Source organism: Alloalcanivorax dieselolei B5, from assembly GCF_000300005.1.
Lineage (GTDB): Bacteria > Pseudomonadota > Gammaproteobacteria > Pseudomonadales > Alcanivoracaceae > Alloalcanivorax > Alloalcanivorax dieselolei.
In genome coordinates this window covers 1,694,891-1,713,044 of the sequence record NC_018691.1, presented here as the reverse complement: position 1 = coordinate 1,713,044, position 18,154 = coordinate 1,694,891, and the positions used below count along the sequence as shown (strand labels likewise).

Annotated in this window: 18 protein-coding genes and 3 tRNA genes; 7 read left to right on the top strand and 14 right to left on the bottom strand. The window is 61.0% G+C overall.

Annotated elements, in window-relative coordinates; translation table 11 throughout:
* Nucleotides 1–3 precede the first annotated feature (3 nt).
* Nucleotides 4–1,047, bottom strand: a complete 1,044-nt coding sequence (locus B5T_RS07860; protein ID WP_014993955.1) for an oxygenase MpaB family protein — start codon at nt 1,045–1,047, stop codon at nt 4–6.
* 228 nt (nt 1,048–1,275) lie between these two features.
* On the opposite strand from B5T_RS07860, the gene B5T_RS07855 reads away from it, so the two are divergent.
* Nucleotides 1,276–1,959: a PadR family transcriptional regulator gene (locus tag B5T_RS07855; protein WP_014993954.1), complete on the top strand. Its 684-nt coding sequence runs from the start codon at nt 1,276–1,278 to the stop codon at nt 1,957–1,959.
* Between the two features lie 197 nt (nt 1,960–2,156).
* Here B5T_RS07855 and B5T_RS07850 read toward each other — a convergent pair.
* From B5T_RS07850 to B5T_RS07835, 4 genes are all read right to left on the bottom strand, one after another.
* Nucleotides 2,157–2,244 (bottom strand) — tRNA-Ser (locus B5T_RS07850).
* Nucleotides 2,245–2,336: 92 nt separating this feature from the next.
* Nucleotides 2,337–2,771 (bottom strand): MAPEG family protein, encoded by a 435-nt coding sequence (locus tag B5T_RS07845; RefSeq protein WP_014993953.1) that lies wholly within the window; start codon nt 2,769–2,771, stop codon nt 2,337–2,339.
* Entirely contained in the window at nt 2,768–3,226 is a 459-nt protein-coding gene (locus B5T_RS07840; RefSeq protein ID WP_014993952.1) for a YiiD C-terminal domain-containing protein, read from the bottom strand. Before B5T_RS07840 ends, B5T_RS07845 begins: the two co-directional genes overlap by 4 nt.
* On the bottom strand, nt 3,219–3,782 hold the full coding sequence (locus B5T_RS07835; protein ID WP_014993951.1) for a nitroreductase family protein: 564 nt from the start codon (nt 3,780–3,782) through the stop codon (nt 3,219–3,221). The genes B5T_RS07840 and B5T_RS07835 overlap by 8 nt, the downstream gene beginning before the upstream one ends.
* 241 nt (nt 3,783–4,023) lie before the next feature.
* On the opposite strand from B5T_RS07835, the gene B5T_RS07830 reads away from it, so the two are divergent.
* Both B5T_RS07830 and B5T_RS07825 read left to right on the top strand, forming a co-directional pair.
* Entirely contained in the window at nt 4,024–5,571 is a 1,548-nt protein-coding gene (locus B5T_RS07830; RefSeq protein WP_014993950.1) for an adenylate/guanylate cyclase domain-containing protein, read from the top strand.
* Nucleotides 5,572–5,607: 36 nt separating this feature from the next.
* Nucleotides 5,608–7,092: an AbgT family transporter gene (locus B5T_RS07825; RefSeq protein ID WP_014993949.1), complete on the top strand. Its 1,485-nt coding sequence runs from the start codon at nt 5,608–5,610 to the stop codon at nt 7,090–7,092.
* 195 nt (nt 7,093–7,287) lie between these two features.
* Here the strand turns inward: B5T_RS07825 and queF are convergent, their stop codons facing one another.
* From queF to B5T_RS07800, 5 genes are all read right to left on the bottom strand, one after another.
* Nucleotides 7,288–8,109 (bottom strand): NADPH-dependent 7-cyano-7-deazaguanine reductase QueF, encoded by an 822-nt coding sequence (queF, locus tag B5T_RS07820; protein ID WP_014993948.1) that lies wholly within the window; start codon nt 8,107–8,109, stop codon nt 7,288–7,290.
* A gap of 9 nt (nt 8,110–8,118) precedes the next feature.
* Nucleotides 8,119–8,892, bottom strand: a complete 774-nt coding sequence (locus B5T_RS07815) for an ABC transporter permease (RefSeq protein WP_014993947.1) — start codon at nt 8,890–8,892, stop codon at nt 8,119–8,121.
* On the bottom strand, nt 8,889–9,830 hold the full coding sequence (locus B5T_RS07810; RefSeq protein ID WP_041716935.1) for an ABC transporter ATP-binding protein: 942 nt from the start codon (nt 9,828–9,830) through the stop codon (nt 8,889–8,891). Before B5T_RS07810 ends, B5T_RS07815 begins: the two co-directional genes overlap by 4 nt.
* Nucleotides 9,831–9,935: 105 nt before the next feature.
* Nucleotides 9,936–10,613, bottom strand: coding sequence for a histidine phosphatase family protein (locus tag B5T_RS07805; protein WP_014993945.1), 678 nt, complete (start codon nt 10,611–10,613; stop codon nt 9,936–9,938).
* 104 nt (nt 10,614–10,717) lie between these two features.
* Nucleotides 10,718–11,590, bottom strand: coding sequence for a hypothetical protein (locus B5T_RS07800; RefSeq protein WP_014993944.1), 873 nt, complete (start codon nt 11,588–11,590; stop codon nt 10,718–10,720).
* 532 nt (nt 11,591–12,122) lie between these two features.
* Between B5T_RS07800 and B5T_RS07795 the strand changes: the two genes are divergently transcribed.
* On the top strand, nt 12,123–12,983 hold the full coding sequence (locus B5T_RS07795; RefSeq protein ID WP_014993943.1) for a universal stress protein: 861 nt from the start codon (nt 12,123–12,125) through the stop codon (nt 12,981–12,983).
* 560 nt (nt 12,984–13,543) lie between these two features.
* Here B5T_RS07795 and B5T_RS07790 read toward each other — a convergent pair.
* Nucleotides 13,544–14,605, bottom strand: coding sequence for a hypothetical protein (locus tag B5T_RS07790; protein ID WP_014993942.1), 1,062 nt, complete (start codon nt 14,603–14,605; stop codon nt 13,544–13,546).
* Nucleotides 14,606–14,689: 84 nt separating this feature from the next.
* Nucleotides 14,690–15,616, bottom strand: a complete 927-nt coding sequence (locus B5T_RS07785; RefSeq protein ID WP_014993941.1) for a LysR family transcriptional regulator — start codon at nt 15,614–15,616, stop codon at nt 14,690–14,692.
* Between the two features lie 121 nt (nt 15,617–15,737).
* Between B5T_RS07785 and B5T_RS07780 the strand changes: the two genes are divergently transcribed.
* The 3 genes from B5T_RS07780 (at nt 15,738) to B5T_RS07770 (ending at nt 17,765) form a co-directional block, all read left to right on the top strand.
* The gene (locus B5T_RS07780; protein WP_229682933.1) at nt 15,738–16,532 is read left to right on the top strand and encodes an SDR family oxidoreductase; all 795 of its coding nucleotides are present in this window, start codon (nt 15,738–15,740) and stop codon (nt 16,530–16,532) included.
* A 154-nt stretch (nt 16,533–16,686) separates the two neighbouring features.
* Nucleotides 16,687–17,178 (top strand): DUF1097 domain-containing protein, encoded by a 492-nt coding sequence (locus tag B5T_RS07775; protein ID WP_014993938.1) that lies wholly within the window; start codon nt 16,687–16,689, stop codon nt 17,176–17,178.
* Between the two features lie 17 nt (nt 17,179–17,195).
* Entirely contained in the window at nt 17,196–17,765 is a 570-nt protein-coding gene (locus B5T_RS07770; RefSeq protein ID WP_229682932.1) for a DoxX family protein, read from the top strand.
* Nucleotides 17,766–17,886: 121 nt separating this feature from the next.
* Here B5T_RS07770 and B5T_RS07765 read toward each other — a convergent pair.
* Both B5T_RS07765 and B5T_RS07760 read right to left on the bottom strand, forming a co-directional pair.
* Nucleotides 17,887–17,962 (bottom strand) — tRNA-Gly (locus B5T_RS07765).
* Between the two features lie 29 nt (nt 17,963–17,991).
* Nucleotides 17,992–18,067: transfer RNA gene (locus B5T_RS07760), tRNA-Glu, on the bottom strand.
* Nucleotides 18,068–18,154 lie beyond the last annotated feature (87 nt).

The window sequence follows — 18,154 nt, the reverse complement described above, 5'->3', positions numbered from 1 at the left end:
TCCCTAATTGGCGGTGCCGGCGGATGCCGGGCTGACCAGTCCTTCGGTGGCAAGCCGGCTGAGGATGCGTTGCCCCAAGTGCCCCAACCCCTTGGACGCGCCCGGAACCTTTTGCAGGCGGGAGATGCCGGCCAGCATCGGCCGCATCATCGACAGTGCTCTTTCGCCTCCGTGACTGACCGGAATCCCGAAACCGTCCGCCATTTCATCGCCCAACATGCGACGGAACAACGCAACCTGCAGGGATCGGGGCAATCGTGATGTGGGCGGCAGCGAACACAGCCCGTCCAGCAGTGAGGCCATGATCGTCTTGGCGGTGTCGTCCGGGGCGAAAAACCGGCTCATCAGCCAGCTGTCAAAGCCATCCTGCTGCTGTTGCGTCTCCCCCAGTAATTCCAACGGCACACCCAGCAGCCGCGTGGTATATCGCCAGATCAGGCAATAGCCGGCCGCTTCTTCATCTCTGATGCGGGCTCCCAGACGGCGCATGCAATCCAGTAAGTGAGCGCCAAAAAAGGCCGGACCGGCGGCGGTGGCCAACTGACTTACCGGCATGCCGTGATTGAGTTGATCCCATCCGTCCGACAGACATTTCGTTCTGACCAGCGCGTGGACCAGGCGAACGTGTAAGCAGGCTTCCCACATGGCCTTTCCCGGTGCCAGAGCATCACTGTCACATACACCGAAAAACAGCGAGGCCGATTCATTCAGACGACGGCTGATATTGGCTTGCATACGACCGGTACCGACGAAGATCGCCGCCGCGTCCGGATGAGCGAAAGTCAGGGGCAGACAACCGTAGGTCAGCCCCAGAATCAGATGCGGGAAATGACGTTGCGCCATGGCGCCACCCCGGCGCATCAGGCCAAAATCCACCCAATCCGGCACCGCGTCCATATCCGCCCACAGCCGCTGGCAGTCCACATCCCCTTCGTCCGCCAGCCGACGAACCGTTGCCGCGGCGCCCCCCAGGGAAGCACGCCGCTCCCGAAGCCGACCGGTTACCGCTTCCGCCAATGGATCGCCCCGGTAATGCCAGGGCATCATCCTTTCCTCCCAAGCCGCGCTACTTCCCAGCCGGTCTGGCCTGACCGCCGCTGTATCGGCTGGGCCGCGACCGTGCTCCGAGGTAGCCGGGGTCGACCCCGATGTCACATCCATGACGCCCTCCTTTGGGTGTTTTTTAAGCAACCCTACGCCATCTTGCCCATCCATTCAACATGTTGAGTATTAATCAAGTTTAGCGATGTGTACCATCAGCGGAGGAGGAAAAAGATGTCCCTACGCCACGTTTTGCTGGTCTACCTGGGTAGCGGCGGCGCTGCCGGTTACGACATCGTCAAAGGCTTTCAGCACACCTATGGCTATCTGTGGAATGCCAGCTTTCAGCAGATTTACCGGGATCTTGCCAAGCTGCATAAGGATGGGCTGCTGGATTGCGAGACGGTGGACAACGCCCCGCGACCGCCGCGCAAGGTTTACCATCTGAATCAGGCCGGCTGGCAGGCCATGCAGGAATGGCTCGCCAAGCCGATTGCGGTACCCCGGCTCAATGACGGCTTCATGGTGAAGGTCGCCGCCATGCATCTGCAGGACCCGGACACCCTGGCCACGGAACTGAACCAACTGCGGGAGCATTACCGGCGGACACTGGAGCACCTGTACCGCAAACGGGCCGTATTCGAATCGCTGCCGGCCACCGTGCTGAGCAAATTCATGGGGGTGTTCCTGACCCTCAAACGAGGGATCCGGCTGGCGGAAACCTGGCTGGAATGGGCCGAGGAAGTCGACAAGGTGCTGGCCGCCCGGGAGTGGCAGCACATTACGCCGGAGGAAGTCCGGGTGTTTCTGGATACCCTGCAGGGGGACGGCCTGCCTCAGCCCGACAGCAGTGAGCCTGTCGCCCGCAAGGGCACGGCAAGAAGAAAGAAGTCTGACGATGCCAGCCGAAAAGAATGAGTAACCGCCATGGGCGGGCCTGGGCACGCTACGCGCGCCATGAGGGAGGGATTGGCTCGCCTCGCTCGGGGCTTCGCCCCGTCGCCCAAGGGCGACGTCCTGCGCCGGCCGTGGGCTGGCTTGTCGAACCTGAGGGTTCTCATCACAGCCTCCCTCACCGCCAAATAAAAAGCCCCGCTTATGCGGGGCTTTTTATTTGGCGGTGAGGGAGGGATTCGAACCCTCGATACGTTTCCGTATACACACTTTCCAGGCGTGCTCCTTCGGCCACTCGGACACCTCACCGGGGAAACTCATTGTCGTCCCAGCCCTAGAGGCTGAGGGCGCGTAGAGTACCGGAGGGGCCGGGCTTAGGCAAGAGGTGGGCGCGCGACTGGTCAGGGTTTGAGCAAGTCACACAGGGCCGGGAAGGTGTCCAGCGCCAGCCAGGCCAGCAGCACCATCTGTACCAGTAAAAAGGCGAAGCGGATCTGCACCAGCCAGTGATTCACGCCAATCAGGTGGATCAGGCTCTGGCCGATACGGGCGGCGAGAATCCAGGGCAAGAGCCGGCCGGCCAGATCGTTGCCAACCGCCATCGCCGCACCGGCGATGACGATCACCACGCCGAGCAGTTCCAGCGTGTTCTGATAGGCGCGCGAGAGACGGCTGAGGAATTCCGCCGGCTCATAGTGATACGGCGGGAAGGCATCGGCACGTCGGCGGCCGGACACCACTTGTAACCCGCGGCCGGCAACCAGAGCAAAGAGCAGGAATAAAGCCCAGCTACCGAAGCCGAGCAGATAGAGCAACGCGGAAGTATCCAGGGTCATGGGTTCAGTATCCGGGCCAGAAAGGTGCCCTGATACTGGCAGACCGGCTGCCCCTGTTCATTGTCCGCCCGCGCCATAATGCGCAGCGAGGCCTTGCCGCGCCGTTGCAGCCGTTCGCGGAAACGTTCCCGGTCAGCGGCTTCGGATTCAGCGGTGATCACCATATCGATGTCGAGCGGCAGCAGATAGTCCAGGGAAGAGGTGACCGCCACCACGTCCACGGCCTGGTCCGGCAGGATCTGCTCGGCCAACACCGAGGTCAATGACCAGCCGGCCAGGGTCACCAGCGCCGCCTGGCTGCCGGCGAAGAAGGTGCCCTTGTCGTTATGATTGGGCTCCAGTGGTGCCCGCAACCGCAGCCGCTCGCCATCGAAGTCCAGGTACTCGAAGGCCAGATGGCGGGTCAACGGAATCGCTTCGCGAACCTTTCCGGCGAGGGCCGTGAGATCAGTCATCGGGCAACTCCCGCACATACCGATCCGGCGTTTCGTCCGGCAGGGTCTTGAGCGTACCGGCCGGCGTGCCCAGATAAATGAACGCCACCACCTGGTCCTTGTCGGCGAAGCCCAGGCGCCGTTTCACCGCCGCGTCCTCGGCGATGGCGCCGGTACGCCACATGGCGCCAATACCCAGCGCATGGGCGGCGAGCATGATGTTCTGAGCGGCGGCGCCGGCCGCCAGCACCTGCTCCCATACCGGCACCTTGTGGCCTTCGCTGACCTCCGCCGCCACCACGATCACCGCCGGCGCCCGCAATGCTTTGTTGCGGGCATTGGAAAGGGTGCACGAGTCCGCTTCGGCAAAGGATTCGGCGGCGTGCTGTTCCATGATGTCCGCCAGCCGCTCCCGCTGGTCACCGCGCAGCACGATGAAGCGCCAGGGCCGCAACATACCGTGATCCGGCGCCCGGATCGCCGCCCGCAGCAGCAAATCGATCTGCTCATCGCTGGGCCCGGGATCGGTGAGCCGCGGCACTGACACCCGCGTGGTCAAGGCGGTGAGGGTATCCATGCAATCTCCTTTCGATATGAGAGCGCTATTGTAGCCACGTGGGGCGAAGACGCCACCAGCGGAGCACCACTTGCGATACGGCAACAGCGCCAGACTGCCCGTTGACGAAGATCATCCTTTTTTCTTATAAACCTTTCTAATAAGCTCGTCTGTTACCCTCAGGACAAGGAGTCGATCATGCGCCGTGCCATCGACGCCCTCGCGGCGTTGTCTTTCCTTCCCATCGGGGCCGACACCGTCCATGGCTGACACTGCCCTGTCCTCGCGCCAGTTCCTGGATCTGAAGGAACAGACCCGCCGGCAAACCCACCTGACCCGGATACTGGCGTTTCTGGTGGCCAGTGGCATGCTCGGGGCCGGGATCGGATTACAGGTTTATCCGTTCTCGCTGCTCTGGGCGGTGGCACCGCTGCTGGCCTACCCGTTGCTGATCCAGTTACTGGTGATGGTGGCGGAAAAGCGTGGTGTGGCGGCGGCCACGCTGTCACAGACGCTGCTGCAGGCGGATGCTCTGTGCATCGGCTTCGCCTGTGCCTGCCTGTGGTTCGCGGTGGTGCCCAGTCTGGCGCTGCTGGCCATTGTTCATGCCAACGCCATGAGCCACGGCGGCTGGCGCCCGTGGCTGGGCAGCGTGGCGATGACCGCGCTGGGAGCGAGCGCCGGTGGCGCCCTGTTCTATCTGCTTGATCCCACCTTTGAGCCGGTCCCACAGGCTCCGTTGTCCCTGATCGTCCTCGCCCTGCTGGGACTGGCGGTGTACATGGGCGCCAGCGCATTTTTCGCGCAACGGCAGACCCGTTATCTGCGTCTGGCTCAACAGCAGCTGCGCGAGCAGCAGCGGCAAGCCCTGAATATGTCGCGCAAGCTGGCCAAATATCTGCCTCCGCAAATCTGGGGGTCGCTGTTCACCGGCAAACGGGACGCCAAGCTGGAAACCCGGCGCAAGCGCCTCACCGTGTTCTTCTCGGACATCAAGGGTTTCAGCGCGATTTCCGAAGAGCTGCCGCTGGACACCCTGACCGCCATGCTCAATACCTATCTGAGCGAAATGACGCGTATTGCCCTGCGTCACGGCGGCACCATCGACAAGTTCATCGGCGACGCGGTGATGGTGTTCTTCGGCGACCCCAAAAGCGAGGGCGCCCAGGAGGACGCCTTCCGCTGCGTGGCCATGGCCATCGAGATGCAACGCCATATGCGCCTGCTGCGTCAGCGCTGGAGGCACGAGGGCATCGAGCAGCCGCTGGAGATCCGTATCGGCATCAATACCGGCTATGTCACGGTCGGCAACTTCGGCACCGACAGCCGCATGGACTACACCATTCTCGGCACCGATGTGAATCTGGCCAGCCGGCTGGAATCCGCCTGCCGTCCGGGTCAGGTGCTGATTTCCGAGTCCACCCATGAGCTGGTGCAGGACCGCATTCAATGCCGCAGCGTCGGTGACATCAGCGCCAAGGGTTTCAACCGCCCGATTCCGGTCTATGAAACCCGTGATCTGAAGCGCCATGCCGGGTCCCGCAGCCGTTATGTCAGCGCCGAAACCAGGGGGTTCGCCTTGCATATGGACCTCGAGCGTATTCACAATTTCGATAAAAAACGCATACTCGGGACATTGGCTCGTTCGGCCACGGACTTGAAAGACAACAAACCGGTGTCCCTGGACTTCGAAGCGGAAGGCTTCGTGCTGCATCTGGATTCCGACCGTCTGCATCATCGGGAACGCCCCCGGGTACTGGAATTCATGGGGCGGGCGGCACGTCGGGTACAGGAGCAGCTTCGTCTCTGAGCGCTTCGGCGAACAGGGGCACCACCGGGAGCGACTATGGCGATTTCTGCATCGGCGGGTTGGTTGAGCCGCCTGGAACGGCTGGGTAACCGGCTGCCCCACCCTACTCTGCTGTTCGTTTGGTTATGCGTGTTGATGCTGCCTCTGAGCGCGATTCTGTCCGCTCTCGGCGCCAACGCCTTTCATCCTCAGGAACAAAAGGAGATCGTGGTGCGCTCGCTGCTGGACAGCGATGGCCTGCGATATCTGTTCAGTCACATGGTCGGCAACTTCACCGGTTTCGCGCCGCTCGGCGTTGTGCTGGTGGCGATGCTCGGCCTGGGTATCGCCGAGCATTCCGGTCTGCTGGGGGGCAGTCTGGCGGCACTGGTACGCCGGGCATCCCACCGCACTCTGGTGGCCACCGTGGCGTTCGCCGGCGTCATGTCCAGTATCGCCTTCGACGCCGGCTACGTGGTGCTGATCCCACTGGCCGGGCTGCTGTTCCAACTGGCCGGCCGTTCTCCACTGGCCGGCATCGCCACCGCGTTCGCGGCGGTGTCCGGCGGTTACAGCGCCAACCTGCTGCTCGGTCCGGTGGACGCGGTGCTGGCCGGGATTTCCACCGAAGCGGCACACATCATCGACCCTCAGCGCACCGTCAGCGCCGCTGGCAACTACTGGTTCATTATCGTGTCCACCGTGCTGGTGACCGCGCTGGTGACCCTGGTCACGGTGCGCTTCGTCGAACCCCGGCTGGCCGCTGGCGAAGCGGACGGAAGCGCCCGGGACGAACAACCGCACCTGCACCGGCGCGCGGCGATCTGGACGCTGGTCACCCTGATCGCGGGGCTGGCGTTTCTGGCCTGGCTGGGGCTGCCGGCGGACGCGCCGCTGCGTAACGCGGACACCGGTGCTCTGCTGCAATCGCCGTTCATGTCCAGCATCGTGGTGTTGATCGCCCTGGTGGCCGCCGCCTGCGGCGTGGTCTACGGCCGCGTCAGCGGGGCGTTCCGCTCCGCCGGTGACGTCATTACCGCGATGGAAACCAGCATGGCGTCCATGGCCGGTTATCTGGTGCTGATGTTCTTCGCCGCCCAGTTCGTGGCCTGGTTCAACTACAGCCAGTTGGGTCTGGTACTCGCCATTCGCGGCGCCGCCTGGCTGGGCACGCTGTCCTTGCCCACCGTGCTGCTGCTATTGCTGTTCGTGTTGATGAGCACCGCCATCAATCTGCTGATCGGCAGCGCCTCGGCCAAATGGTCGGTGCTGGCACCGGTGTTCATTCCCATGCTGATGCTGCTCGGCATTGATCCGGAAGCCACCCAGGCCGCCTACCGCGTGGGCGACTCCAGCACCAACATCATCACCCCGCTGATGCCCTACTTCGCCCTGGTGCTGGGCTTCGCCCGCCGCTACCAGGCGGACACCGGGGTCGGCACCCTGATCGCCTTGATGCTGCCCTACAGCCTGACCCTGCTGCTGGGCTGGTCCATTCTACTGGGCGTCTGGATCGCGGTGGGGTGGCCGCTGGGAACATAAAACAGAGTTGACAGCGAAAGACGAAAAACAAAAACAGGTAATTTTTAGCCGCTGTGGGAGCTTGCTTGCAAGCGAATATTACAAACGCCGAGGTGAGTTCCATTCGCTTGCAAGCAAGCTTCCCACAGAGAATTCATAGACCGAATTTTTTCTTTCGCTGTCAACTGTCCACTATCAACTGTCAACTGCCTTTCTTCACTGCCTTATCGTGCGTCGGTTCGCCGGCGCCGGTTCGAAGTTGCTGCGGAACGGGTTGATGTCGAGACCGCCGCGGCGGGTGAAGCGGCCGAGGACGGAGAGTTTGGCGGGGGCGCATTGGCGTTGCAGGTCGACGAACATCTGCTCGACGATCTGCTCATGGAAGCCCTGGTGGTTACGCAGGGAGACCACATAGCGCAGAAAACCCCCGGGGTCGATGGGCGCGCCTTCATAGCGCACCACCACCGTGCCCCAGTCCGGCTGATTGGTCACCGGGCAGTGGCTGCGCAGCAGGTGCGAATAGAGTTCGCCTTGGTGTACCTCCCCCGTCGTGGTGGTCAGCAGAGCCGGGTTGTACTCGAAGGTGTCGATGGTCAAGTCCAGCTCATCCACACAGACGCCGTCGCTATGCCAAACCGATTGCGCCGCCGCTTCCTCGAGGGACCAAATCCGCACCGTCACCGCTTCTCCGGCCACCTCGCCCAGGTCGGCGGTGATGATCTCCCGCACGGAGTCGGCGTCGGCGTAACGGCTGTTGGCGAACGAGTTCAGGTAGAGCTTCAGCGATTTGGACTCAATGATGTTGTCCGAGGTGCACGGCACCCGGACTTCCACCAGCGCCACCCGGGGTTTGCCGCCCTGTTCCAGCCAGGACAGCTCATAGCCGGTCCACAGGTCCTCGCCCCGGAACGGCAGGGTGCCGGTCAGTGCCAGGCTTTCCCGCGCCAGTGCCCGGGGTACCGGATACAACAGCTCCGGTGCGTATTGATCCACGTACTCACTGGTTTGCCCCAGTGGGGCGTCTTGCAAATAGCTCATTGTCTTGTCTCAGGCGCGGATACCGGTGCCACGGTGCAGCAGCCACAGGGCCAGGATATAGAACCCCAGCACGAACAGCGCGATCGTCCCCAGGGACGTGTACACATTGACGTCGCTGACCCCCAGAATACCGTAACGGAAGGCGTTGACCATGTAGACGATGGGGTTGGCCAGAGTCACCGTACGCCAGAAATCCGGCAGCAGCTCCAATGAGTAAAACACCCCGCCCAGATAGGTCAGTGGCGTCAGCACGAAATTGGGAATAATACTGATGTCATCGAAATTACGGGCGAACACCGCGTTGATGAAACCGCCGAGAGAGAACAAGGCCGCCGTCATCACCACCACCGACAGCGTGATCCAGGCATGCTGCAGTGTCAGATGGGTGAAGAACAGACTCAGCACGGTAACGATGCCACCGACCATCAGGCCGCGCGCGATACCGCCCACCATGTAACCCGTGAGAATGACGTGGGCCGGCATCGGCGACACCATCATCTCTTCGATGGAATGCTGGAACTTGGTGGAGAAGAACGAACTGACCACATTGCCGTAGCTGTTCTGGATCACGCTCATCATGATCAGACCGGGCACGATGTACTGCATGTAATCAAAGCCGCCCATGTCGCCGATGCGGCTGCCCACCAGGTTGCCGAAGATGACGAAATACAGGGACATAGTGATTGCCGGCGGCAGTAACGTCTGCGGCCAGATGCGCACGAAACGACGAATTTCCTTGGTCACCAGGGTGAGAAACGCCACCCACTGTTCAGTAAAACTCACGAGGCGGCCTCCTTGCCGGCAAGATCCGCGTTGCGTTCCACCAGTCGCACGAACAATTCCTCCAGCCGGTTGGCTTTGTTACGCATGCTCAGTACCTGAATGTCCTGTTCCGCCAGGGCACCGAACAGGCGATTGAGACTCTCGGTTTTCGGCACATCCACTTCCAGGGTGGCGGCATCGCGCAGGCGCACGTGGAAGCCGCACAATTCCGGCGCGCTTTGCAGCGGCCGTTGCAGATCGAGCACGAAGGTCTCCATCTGCAGCTTCTCCAGCAGGGATCTCATGTCGGTATTTTCGACGATCACCCCGTGATCGATGATGGCGATGCGCCGGCACAGCGACTCCGCCTCTTCCAGATAATGGGTGGTGAGGATGATGGTGCGCCCTCGCTCATTCAGACCGGTGAGAAAATCCCACATGGAGCGGCGCAACTCGATGTCGACGCCGGCGGTGGGTTCATCCAGGATCAGCAGCTCCGGTTCATGCACCAGCGCGCGGGCGATCATCAAGCGGCGCTTCATACCCCCGGAGAGCATGCGCGCGGCGGACTGGCGTTTCTCCCACAAGCCAAGCTGTCGCAGATATTTCTCCGCCTGTCGTCTGGCCTCGGCGATGGGGATGCCGTAGAACCCGGCCTGGGTGACGACGATGTCGTACACTTTCTCGAATTGATTGAAATTGAATTCCTGCGGCACCACACCGATCTTCTTTTTTGCCAGCGACCGCTCCCGGTCCAGCGAGTGGCCGAAGATCTCGACCTCTCCGCCGCTCTTGTTCACCAGAGAACTGACGATGCCGATGGTGGTGGATTTGCCGGCGCCATTGGGGCCCAGCAAGGCGAAGAATTCGCCTTTTTCAACGGTCAGATCGATGCCCTTGAGCGCCTGGACACCGTTGCCGTAGGTTTTGGTCAGATTGCGAATGGTCAAGGCCGACAAAAATCACCTCTCTTTCCGGTCCGGGGCGGAAAACGGTTTTAATCCGAGTGCTTTACCAATCGGTGCGTAGCGAACGGTTGTTAATGGGGGTAACCGAAGACAAAATCAAGCGGAGGCACGCAGCGCGCGGCGGCCGCGCTCGCCGCGCCACACCCAGTGCATGCCACCGTCCTGGAACCAGACCCAGAGGCCTTCCATCATCCATGGCCAATCGTCCTGATTGATGGAGCGCCGCCCTTCCAGTTCCGCCACCAGCACCGCGAGAATGGTGTCGTGGGTCACGTGGACCGCCAGCTCACCGCCGCCAGGTTCCCGGTCACGCAGGTAGCCGGCCAGCTTGGCGCAGCCATCCGCCGGCGACAGCATGCCCTCGAACGGATTCTGCAAATGGCGATTGAGGAATCGCATGGCACCCATCTTGAGAAAGGTGGGCCCCACCCGATTCATGTCCTGCACATAGCACCCCGGTTCCACCAGAGTGGTATCAGTAAGCACATCCATGGGACGATCGATCAAGCCAGCGCGAAGCGCACCCTCGGCCATGGCCTTGGCGGTGTCCACGCAACGCCCCACCGGGCTGGAATAAAACGCCGACACCGGGCGCGTCAACTGCCCGCCCCAATCCCGTGCCAGTTCGATGCCTTCGGGCGTCAACGGCAGCCGGTAATCCGCGAAGCCGTTCTTGGCCAGTTCCCGAACCGAGTGACGGGTCAACAAGTGTACCGGCCGGTCCGTCGGCAATAAATTGAGGGCATGCAGTAATCGAGGGTGTAATCGGGCCATGGCAGATCATCTCGCTGTCCAGCACATCTTAGAGCCTGGGGAGATTTTCTGCACCCTTCTGAACCGGAGTTATTGCAACGATTAACACCTCGACCGCCAACGGACTACCGCGAGCACGGCGAGGCCGGCTCGATGCCGAACACCTGCTGAAGACGAGCACCGTCGATACCCTGTGCTCCACGCCAACCGGCCAACGGCAGCACGATATCCGAGCGCGGGCTGCCCTTCACCTGCTGATGGGCCGCGATCCGCTCGCTGTAGGGAATATGGCGATCCCAGGACGGATCGAGGATCGGGTTGGGGATCACTCCGACCTCCGCCAGCGCCTGCAGCATGCCGTAACGGGCGTACTTGTCGCTTTTGGGGATCAACTTGAGCCGCGCCAGATTCTTTTCCAATTCCCCCGGCGTGGTGTCCGGCGCCTGCGAGCCAATCACCTGGATCAGCCGCCGGAACACCGCCTCGTCATCAGCGCTGGGCGACGGTAACCCTTGCGCGGCGGCTGCCTCCAGATCAGGCAGAAAATTCGCCGGCAGCTCATTCCAGACATAACCCAATGCCAGTCGCAGTGCCTGGTCGCTGAAGTTAACTTCGGACCTTTCAGCCAAACCGCAGTCCGGCAGGCCCGAATCGGTCCTGGGTGCACCGGACAAATGCCGGGCCCAGGCATAGGAGATCAATATCTGCCGCCCGCGTGGGTGGCTGCCGCCGACGCCGGCCACGAACGCGGCGGCCACCTGATCGGGATCCAATCGGGCCGCGGCGGCGATAGCTCGTGCGATCAGATCGGCGGCGGACAGCGAGATGGTCTGCGCAGGCGCCCAACCCAGCCGTTCCGCCTCGGCCAATTCCTCAGGCTCCGGCGGAACCGGGTCGACGGCCACGTTACCGGCACGGTTGAAACGGTAGCCGCAACAGCGCATCAACAGCGGCAACTCTTCCCCTTCGGGTATACGCTCGGGCCAGTCCTTTGCCATTTTCCTCTCCCATCGGTTTCATCAACGGCGTTTTTATACCATCGCGGCTGGCACGCTTACACGCAACACAGCGCAGACCAGACTACAAAGCCGCTGTAGGAGCTTGGTCCGGGCGATGGGATCGTCTGCCAGCCAATGCGGCTCGGCACCGGCAACCGGAGAAAGGAAGGGCGCGACGATACCGAAACTGATCCATCCGATGACAAGATCGAAAAGTCACCCTGCCAGCCACCTGATCCAGGTGGCTTTCATTCAACCTCTGCCTTGTTTATGAAATGCAGATGGGTAACAACGGGGTTGGCGCGCAACGGCGCCTGGCGAATTTTAAACGGATGTTGTCGCGCGCACCAAGATTGTCGATCGCCAGGGAAGGACGGTCTTGAGAACCCCTTTCAGGGCAGAGTATGTCGACCGGCTCCTTGACCAGGATCAACTCTCCCGCCATCCGCTGGCGTACTGTCGGAGTGTGGCCCCGTGAATTTTCACGGCGGCGCTGTCATCAGTCCCGCCACGCCATTCGGGAGGAGGCTCCATGTTCACCACCGCACTTGTCGCCCTGGACCAGTCACCCGCCACGCCGCCCACGCTGGCCCGTGTCGCGGATCTGAGCCGCTGGGGTATCAAAAAAGTGATTCTCGCCCATGTGGTGCGAGTCGGGTACAACCAGTTCGCCGCCTACGACCACGGTGAGAATTACCGCGAATGGCTGGAACGCTGCGCCGAGCCGCTCAAGGAAGCGGGCCTCGAGGTTACAGTCTGCGTGCGGATCTCCGGTCTGGTGGCCGATGAGTTACTGGCCATCGCCGCAGAGTTCAGAGCGGATTTGCTGCTCATCGGGTCCCGGGCGCACAGTCGCGTCAGCAACCTGTTTCTGGGTAGCGTCGCCCGTGACCTGATCCGCAAGACCACCCTCCCGCTGTTTCTGGAATGGATTGCTCCCGAAGCGGACGACACCGGAGCCCAGGACATGCCCCCCAGCAAGTCGGCGCTGGGCCACGTGCTGTTGGCCACGGACCTGTCCAAATACGCCAGCGGCGCGGAAAACCTCATCCGGGAGTTGTCCACCGAGGCCACCCGCATCGATCTGCTAACCGTGCTTACCCCAGATGGCCTGAATAATACCCCGGCCTTGCCGGTGATGGCCCTAGCGGCACTGAATCACATGCGCGATTATCTGCCCGATGAAGCAGGACAGGTCAGCGTGCTGACAGAGAGCGGAACCCCGGCTGAAACCATAGTGCGCATCGCCGCCGAGCGAGACTGCACCTTGATCATTATCGGCAAGCACGGTCAGGGCTGGCTGGAAAGCAAGCTCATCGGCACGACCGCCACTGAAGTCTGCGAAGCGGCGCGGTGCCCGGTGTTAGTGGCGCCCGTGCGGGATAACCCATAACCGACAGCCTTGGCTCTGAGTCTGGTATCGCTGTCCTACGCTCACGGACCGCGATGAACCTTTTCTCTCCATTCAGGCAGCCGTAATATCGCAAACACCTTCCTTGCTGGCATGGATAGAGGGTGCTGTATGCCTGGTCGTTACGGCCGCATTATCGCGTTCACCCCGATCGACTTGATATCGTGTCCTGGCAATCCAGCCGATCCTTGCCCTTTGCCAGCGTCGATGGCGCGCTGATCACCTCCAGCCTCAGCAAATACAACCGCCGATCCTATCACTTGAGGTTCATGTCCGAGGACCGGGAAATCGAGTCTCTTTCAATCAGGCCCTCCGGCCTGACCATCGTTCTTGCGCAACTACCCCAAAATATCGCTTGTCGAACCGACCGGGAGCCTGAAAACCGGTCAGACCTGCAGCACGAGCTCGGGCAAGCGTTTGCCGAAGGAAGAAGCGAAAAGGGGCTTCAGTTGCCCCGCCTGCCTTGCTGCGTTATCGCTGTGAGCCCTGCAACGACGACGCCGGGGGGACAGCGGTGGCGGCCGGAACTGACCCCGAACCGCTTAGCAATCGTATTGCGGTTCTGGCACCTGCAGCGGACGGTTCAGGGTTTTACTGAGATGAGAAGCGAGATCATCCAGTGCGTCCATGTCACCGAAGCAACCGGAGATGCCGGACTCTCGCTCAGCGCCGGCGGAGGTTTGAAAGATGAGGCTCAGGGAGGCTCCACCTCCACCCTTGGCGGGTCGGAGCTTTTGCAGGCGGAGCGCAACAATGCGTTCGACCGGTATGATGTGCAGTTGCCTGGCACAAACAATCAAGGCTTCGTGCTCCGACGACAAACCGATCCGGCCCAGGAAATTGTCCTGATCAAGCGGCGGCAGGCAGACAAAATCCTGGCTGTAATCGTCAGGGGCACTGGCCCACAATGCGTCCAGCGTTGACGCCGGGACCACACCGCGTACCTCATCAAGAGGCGTAAACCGCCTGAGCCATTCTCTTTCCTGCACACTCATCGGGCGGCGATAGCCAGGCTCGATATAAATTGAGCAGGCGGTTTTCAGCCGCCGGTCCCGCTCATGGGCCGGAATGCTCCCGTTCCATCCCGGAGGTTGAAGCTTTGGCGGCCAGACGGTCAGCGAAATACGAGCCGGACCGGCACGCCAGATCGAGGAGACCGTATTGTTGCGGACTCCGATTGGAGCCGGCCCCAGCAATTCAGTGATCCGACGGTGCGCATGACGAAGGTTGGCAAGAGGGTCCGTCTTGATCCAGACATTCCCGCTGAACCACAGAGGAACCTGGTTACGGGACGGTGTCCTGAATATTTGCGGAGACACGGGATAGAGCAAACCGTCGAGAGCCAATGGACAAGGCATGATCGGGCTTTGCTCCCAGTCGTAGGCGGGGTGACGAACCAGGCCGAAGCGATCAATGAGTTCCTGGCAGCTTGCCCTCCAAGGGAAGCCGAGGCTGTCCAGCATATCCTGAATGGTGTTTTCCGCACCCGGGGCCCAGGGCAACTCGAGGTCAGTCGGACGGTCTACAATCGGCGGCCTCTCTTCACGCACTCCGAAAAGTTCGCGCAGCTTGCGAAAAACGCCCGAAAATTCGGGGCTTGTCATTGAGGGCTCCTCATTCAAGGGGATACTGGCACGGCGACTACCTCTCTTTACTGTATGGACAGCACGATGGACAGGATCACATTCTTATTCACTATTATCCGGATGCCCTGTCTCACCGAATTTTTCGCGATATATATCTCGAGCCCAATCGATGAATACGCGCACTCTGGGAGAAAGCTGCCGATGAAATGGGTAGAGCGCACTGACCGGCAGTGCGGGACAGGTCCATTCAGGCAGCACTTGGACTAGACGTCCAGCCTGCAGGTGCTCTTCCAGCCGGAAACGAGGCACCTGAATCAGCCCGCAGCCGGCGAGTGCAGCGCTCGTGTAACACTCTGCATCACTCACCGAAATCCAGCCACTCGCTTCGAATTCAGCCACCTTACCGTCCACTATGACGGTGAAGGGATAACGGCTGTCATTGCCCCGGGAAAAAAAGCCAATCCCCTGGTGCTGCACCAATTCACGCGGATGTTCGGGGGTACCGTATCGAGCCAGATACTCCGGACTGGCGCAGATGATCTCCGGCATGTCCGCCAACTTTCTGACCACCAGCGACGAATCGCGTGGCCGGCCAGCTCGTACCACGCAGTCAATACCTTCTTTGACCAGACTTACCAGGCGGTCGCCACTGCTGATAACGACATCAATTCGAGGATAGCGCGCCCTGAACTCGCCGATACGCGGCAGGATGATCATCGTCGCATGCGCCCCATGGAGATCCAGCCGTAACGTCCCGTGGGGATTGGCTATCTGGGTGCTCAGGCACGTTTCCGCCTCCTCCAGTTCAGCCAGGACGCGCCTGCTGCGTTCGTAGAAGGCCTGTCCATCCAGGGTCGGTTTCACCTGACGTGTGGTGCGATCCAGCAGGCGAGCCCCCAACCGCTTCTCGAGCGCCTTGATCGTATGTGTTGCCGTAGCACGCGGGATATTCAGCACATTGGCGGCTTCGGTGAAGCTGCCGAGTTCCACAATGCGAGTGAACAGCTGCAAAGCATCGAAGCGGTCCATACCAATCCAATTGTTGATACTTCTTGAATTAAGAAACCAATTTAACCTCATTTATTCATTAATGCTCAATCCGCACCATCGACTCCATAGCGCCTGCTATATCGTCACGCGGGATCGGCGAGTGTCTACCACCATGCACATCAAGGAAACCATCATGAGTACCAGCAAGTCATCCACCGTACCACCGCCGGTCCGGACAGCCATTATTACCGGCGCCTCCCGAGGCATCGGCCGCGCCATCGCACTGCGCCTGGCCGCCGATGGCTTCAAAATCGCCGTCAATTACTCAGGCAATGCAGCCAGGGCTCAGGAAGTCGTCTCGGCCATCGAAGCGGTGGGTGGGGAAGCGGTCGCCGTGCGGGCGGATGTATCCCAAGCGGCGGACGTACAACGACTCTTTGCCACGACGCAGGGTGCCTTCGGTGCCATCGGTGTCGTCGTCCATAGCGCTGGTGTGATGACTCTGGCCCCCATCAGTCCCGAGAGTGTCGAGACTTTCGATCGCGTTGTTGAAACCAATCTTCGCGGTGCCTTCCTGGTGCTGGGGCAGGCAGCTCAGAAATTGCAAGCCGGTGGCCGAATTCTCGCGCTGTCGACCAGCGTGATCGCCAGGGCCTTCCCTGAATACGGCCCCTACATAGCAGCTAAGGCCGGTGTCGAAGGTTTGGTTCATGTGCTGGCCAATGAATTGCGTGGCCGCGACATTACGGTCAATGCGATCGCCCCCGGTCCCGTCGCCACCGAACTGTTTCTCAAAGGCAAGACCGACGAACAGATTGCCCAGCTCAGCAAGGCATCTCCCCTGGAGCGTCTGGGACAACCCGAAGACATTGCCCGTGTGGTGTCGTTCCTGGTCGGCGCCGATGGGGGCTGGGTCAATTCTCAAATCGTGCGCGTCAACGGCGGGTTCGCCTGAGCGTACGCTGCTTCAACCCGCCAGGAGTCAAGCTTATGAACCTCACCATTTTGATCACCGGTGCCTCCACCAAAGGGCTCCATGATTTTGCGCACAGTGGCCGCCCTGTCACCTATATCGCCGTGCCACGTTTATGCACCCCGGGAGGTGCGTAATGGCCAACAACGCACTGTCTGACCATCTGAAAATAGTGATTGGCGAGTCGGTCATCGCATCATCGGCCGCCACACTGAGCGTGATGGCTTTCGAAGTCCCGGTGTGGGCCATGTTTGTCGGCTGGATTTCGTTCTTCACCCGTGGACTGAACCTGAAACAGGGAGTCATCAACCTGGCCTGCGTGCTGATCGGCGTCGCCTTGGGCATCGGCGCAGCCCAGGTCATGGCGGTTCTGACACCGGTTCTGGGAAGCTACGCCATCAGCGCGGTGGTGTTCGCCGTCACCGTAATTGCGCTGTCCCTGGCCAAGGCGCCCGTATTCAACAATCTGCTTGGTTTCTTCCTGGGCCTGGTGGCGTACTTCGCCTCGCACCAGCCCCCATCAGTCATGACGTTCGGAATGTTGGCTCTGGCCGCGACGCTGGGTGCGGCAGCCGCCTTTGCTGCGTTTTCGCTACAAAAGAAAATCCAGCGAAACGCAGCGCATTGACCGCGAAGGAGATTCACATGAAACGAATCCCAATCATTTGTTGTGCCGAGCCGGATCAACGTCCAAACACCGGACTTTACGCATCACCAACCCAATCCGAGACTGCTTTCGAAGAAACGACTAAAACTTATGGGCGCCTGTTGTTTCCACGGCTAGGCGTGCTTTATGAGCGTGCGGAACCGGTCCTGTACGCAATGCTGCGTTTTGCCTTCGGCGCCGTCCTGTTCACCCACGGCCTTCCCAAAGCCCTGGGGACATCTCACGGCTCCATGGCTGACCCGATGGCAGGCTCCGTCAACCTGATCCAGAACGTCATGGGTTTGCCATTCGCACCACAGCTGGCCTTTTTGGTCATGCTACTTGAAACCGTTGGCGCCCTCATGCTGGCTATTGGACTATGGGCTCGCCCAGTCGCGTTCATCATCACGTTGCAAATGGCGGGTATCAGCTACGCGCTCGGTCCCACCTGGCCCTGGATCGATCGCGGTATAGAGTTTCCGGTATTGATGGGGTTTCTTGCGCTCTATATTGCGGTGCGCGGTAGCGGCCATTTCGCGGTCGATCGCAAGCTCAGACTTGTCATCTAAAGGAAATTGTAGCGGGAAACGGGATTCGAACCGGCCGGCGCCCCGGTCGCGGCCCCAACCAATAAAAGGCGGGGTCGCCCTGCTAAGCGCAACAATGCTTTACGAATCCCTAAAGTAGAATTGGAGCGGGAAACGAGATTCGAACTCGCGACCCCAACCTTGGCAAGGTTGTGCTCTACCAGCTGAGCTATTCCCGCTTGTCACTGCTTCGCCTGAACGAAAATAGTGGCGTCCCCTAGGGGAGTCGAACCCCTGTTACCGCCGTGAAAGGGCGGTGTCCTAGGCCACTAGACGAAGGGGACCCGGACTTGTCGGCCAATCCCGTTGCGGGACTGCCCTGTCAAGCGGCGCGTAGTCTAGGAATCCGGGCCGGTAGCGTCAAGGGGAAA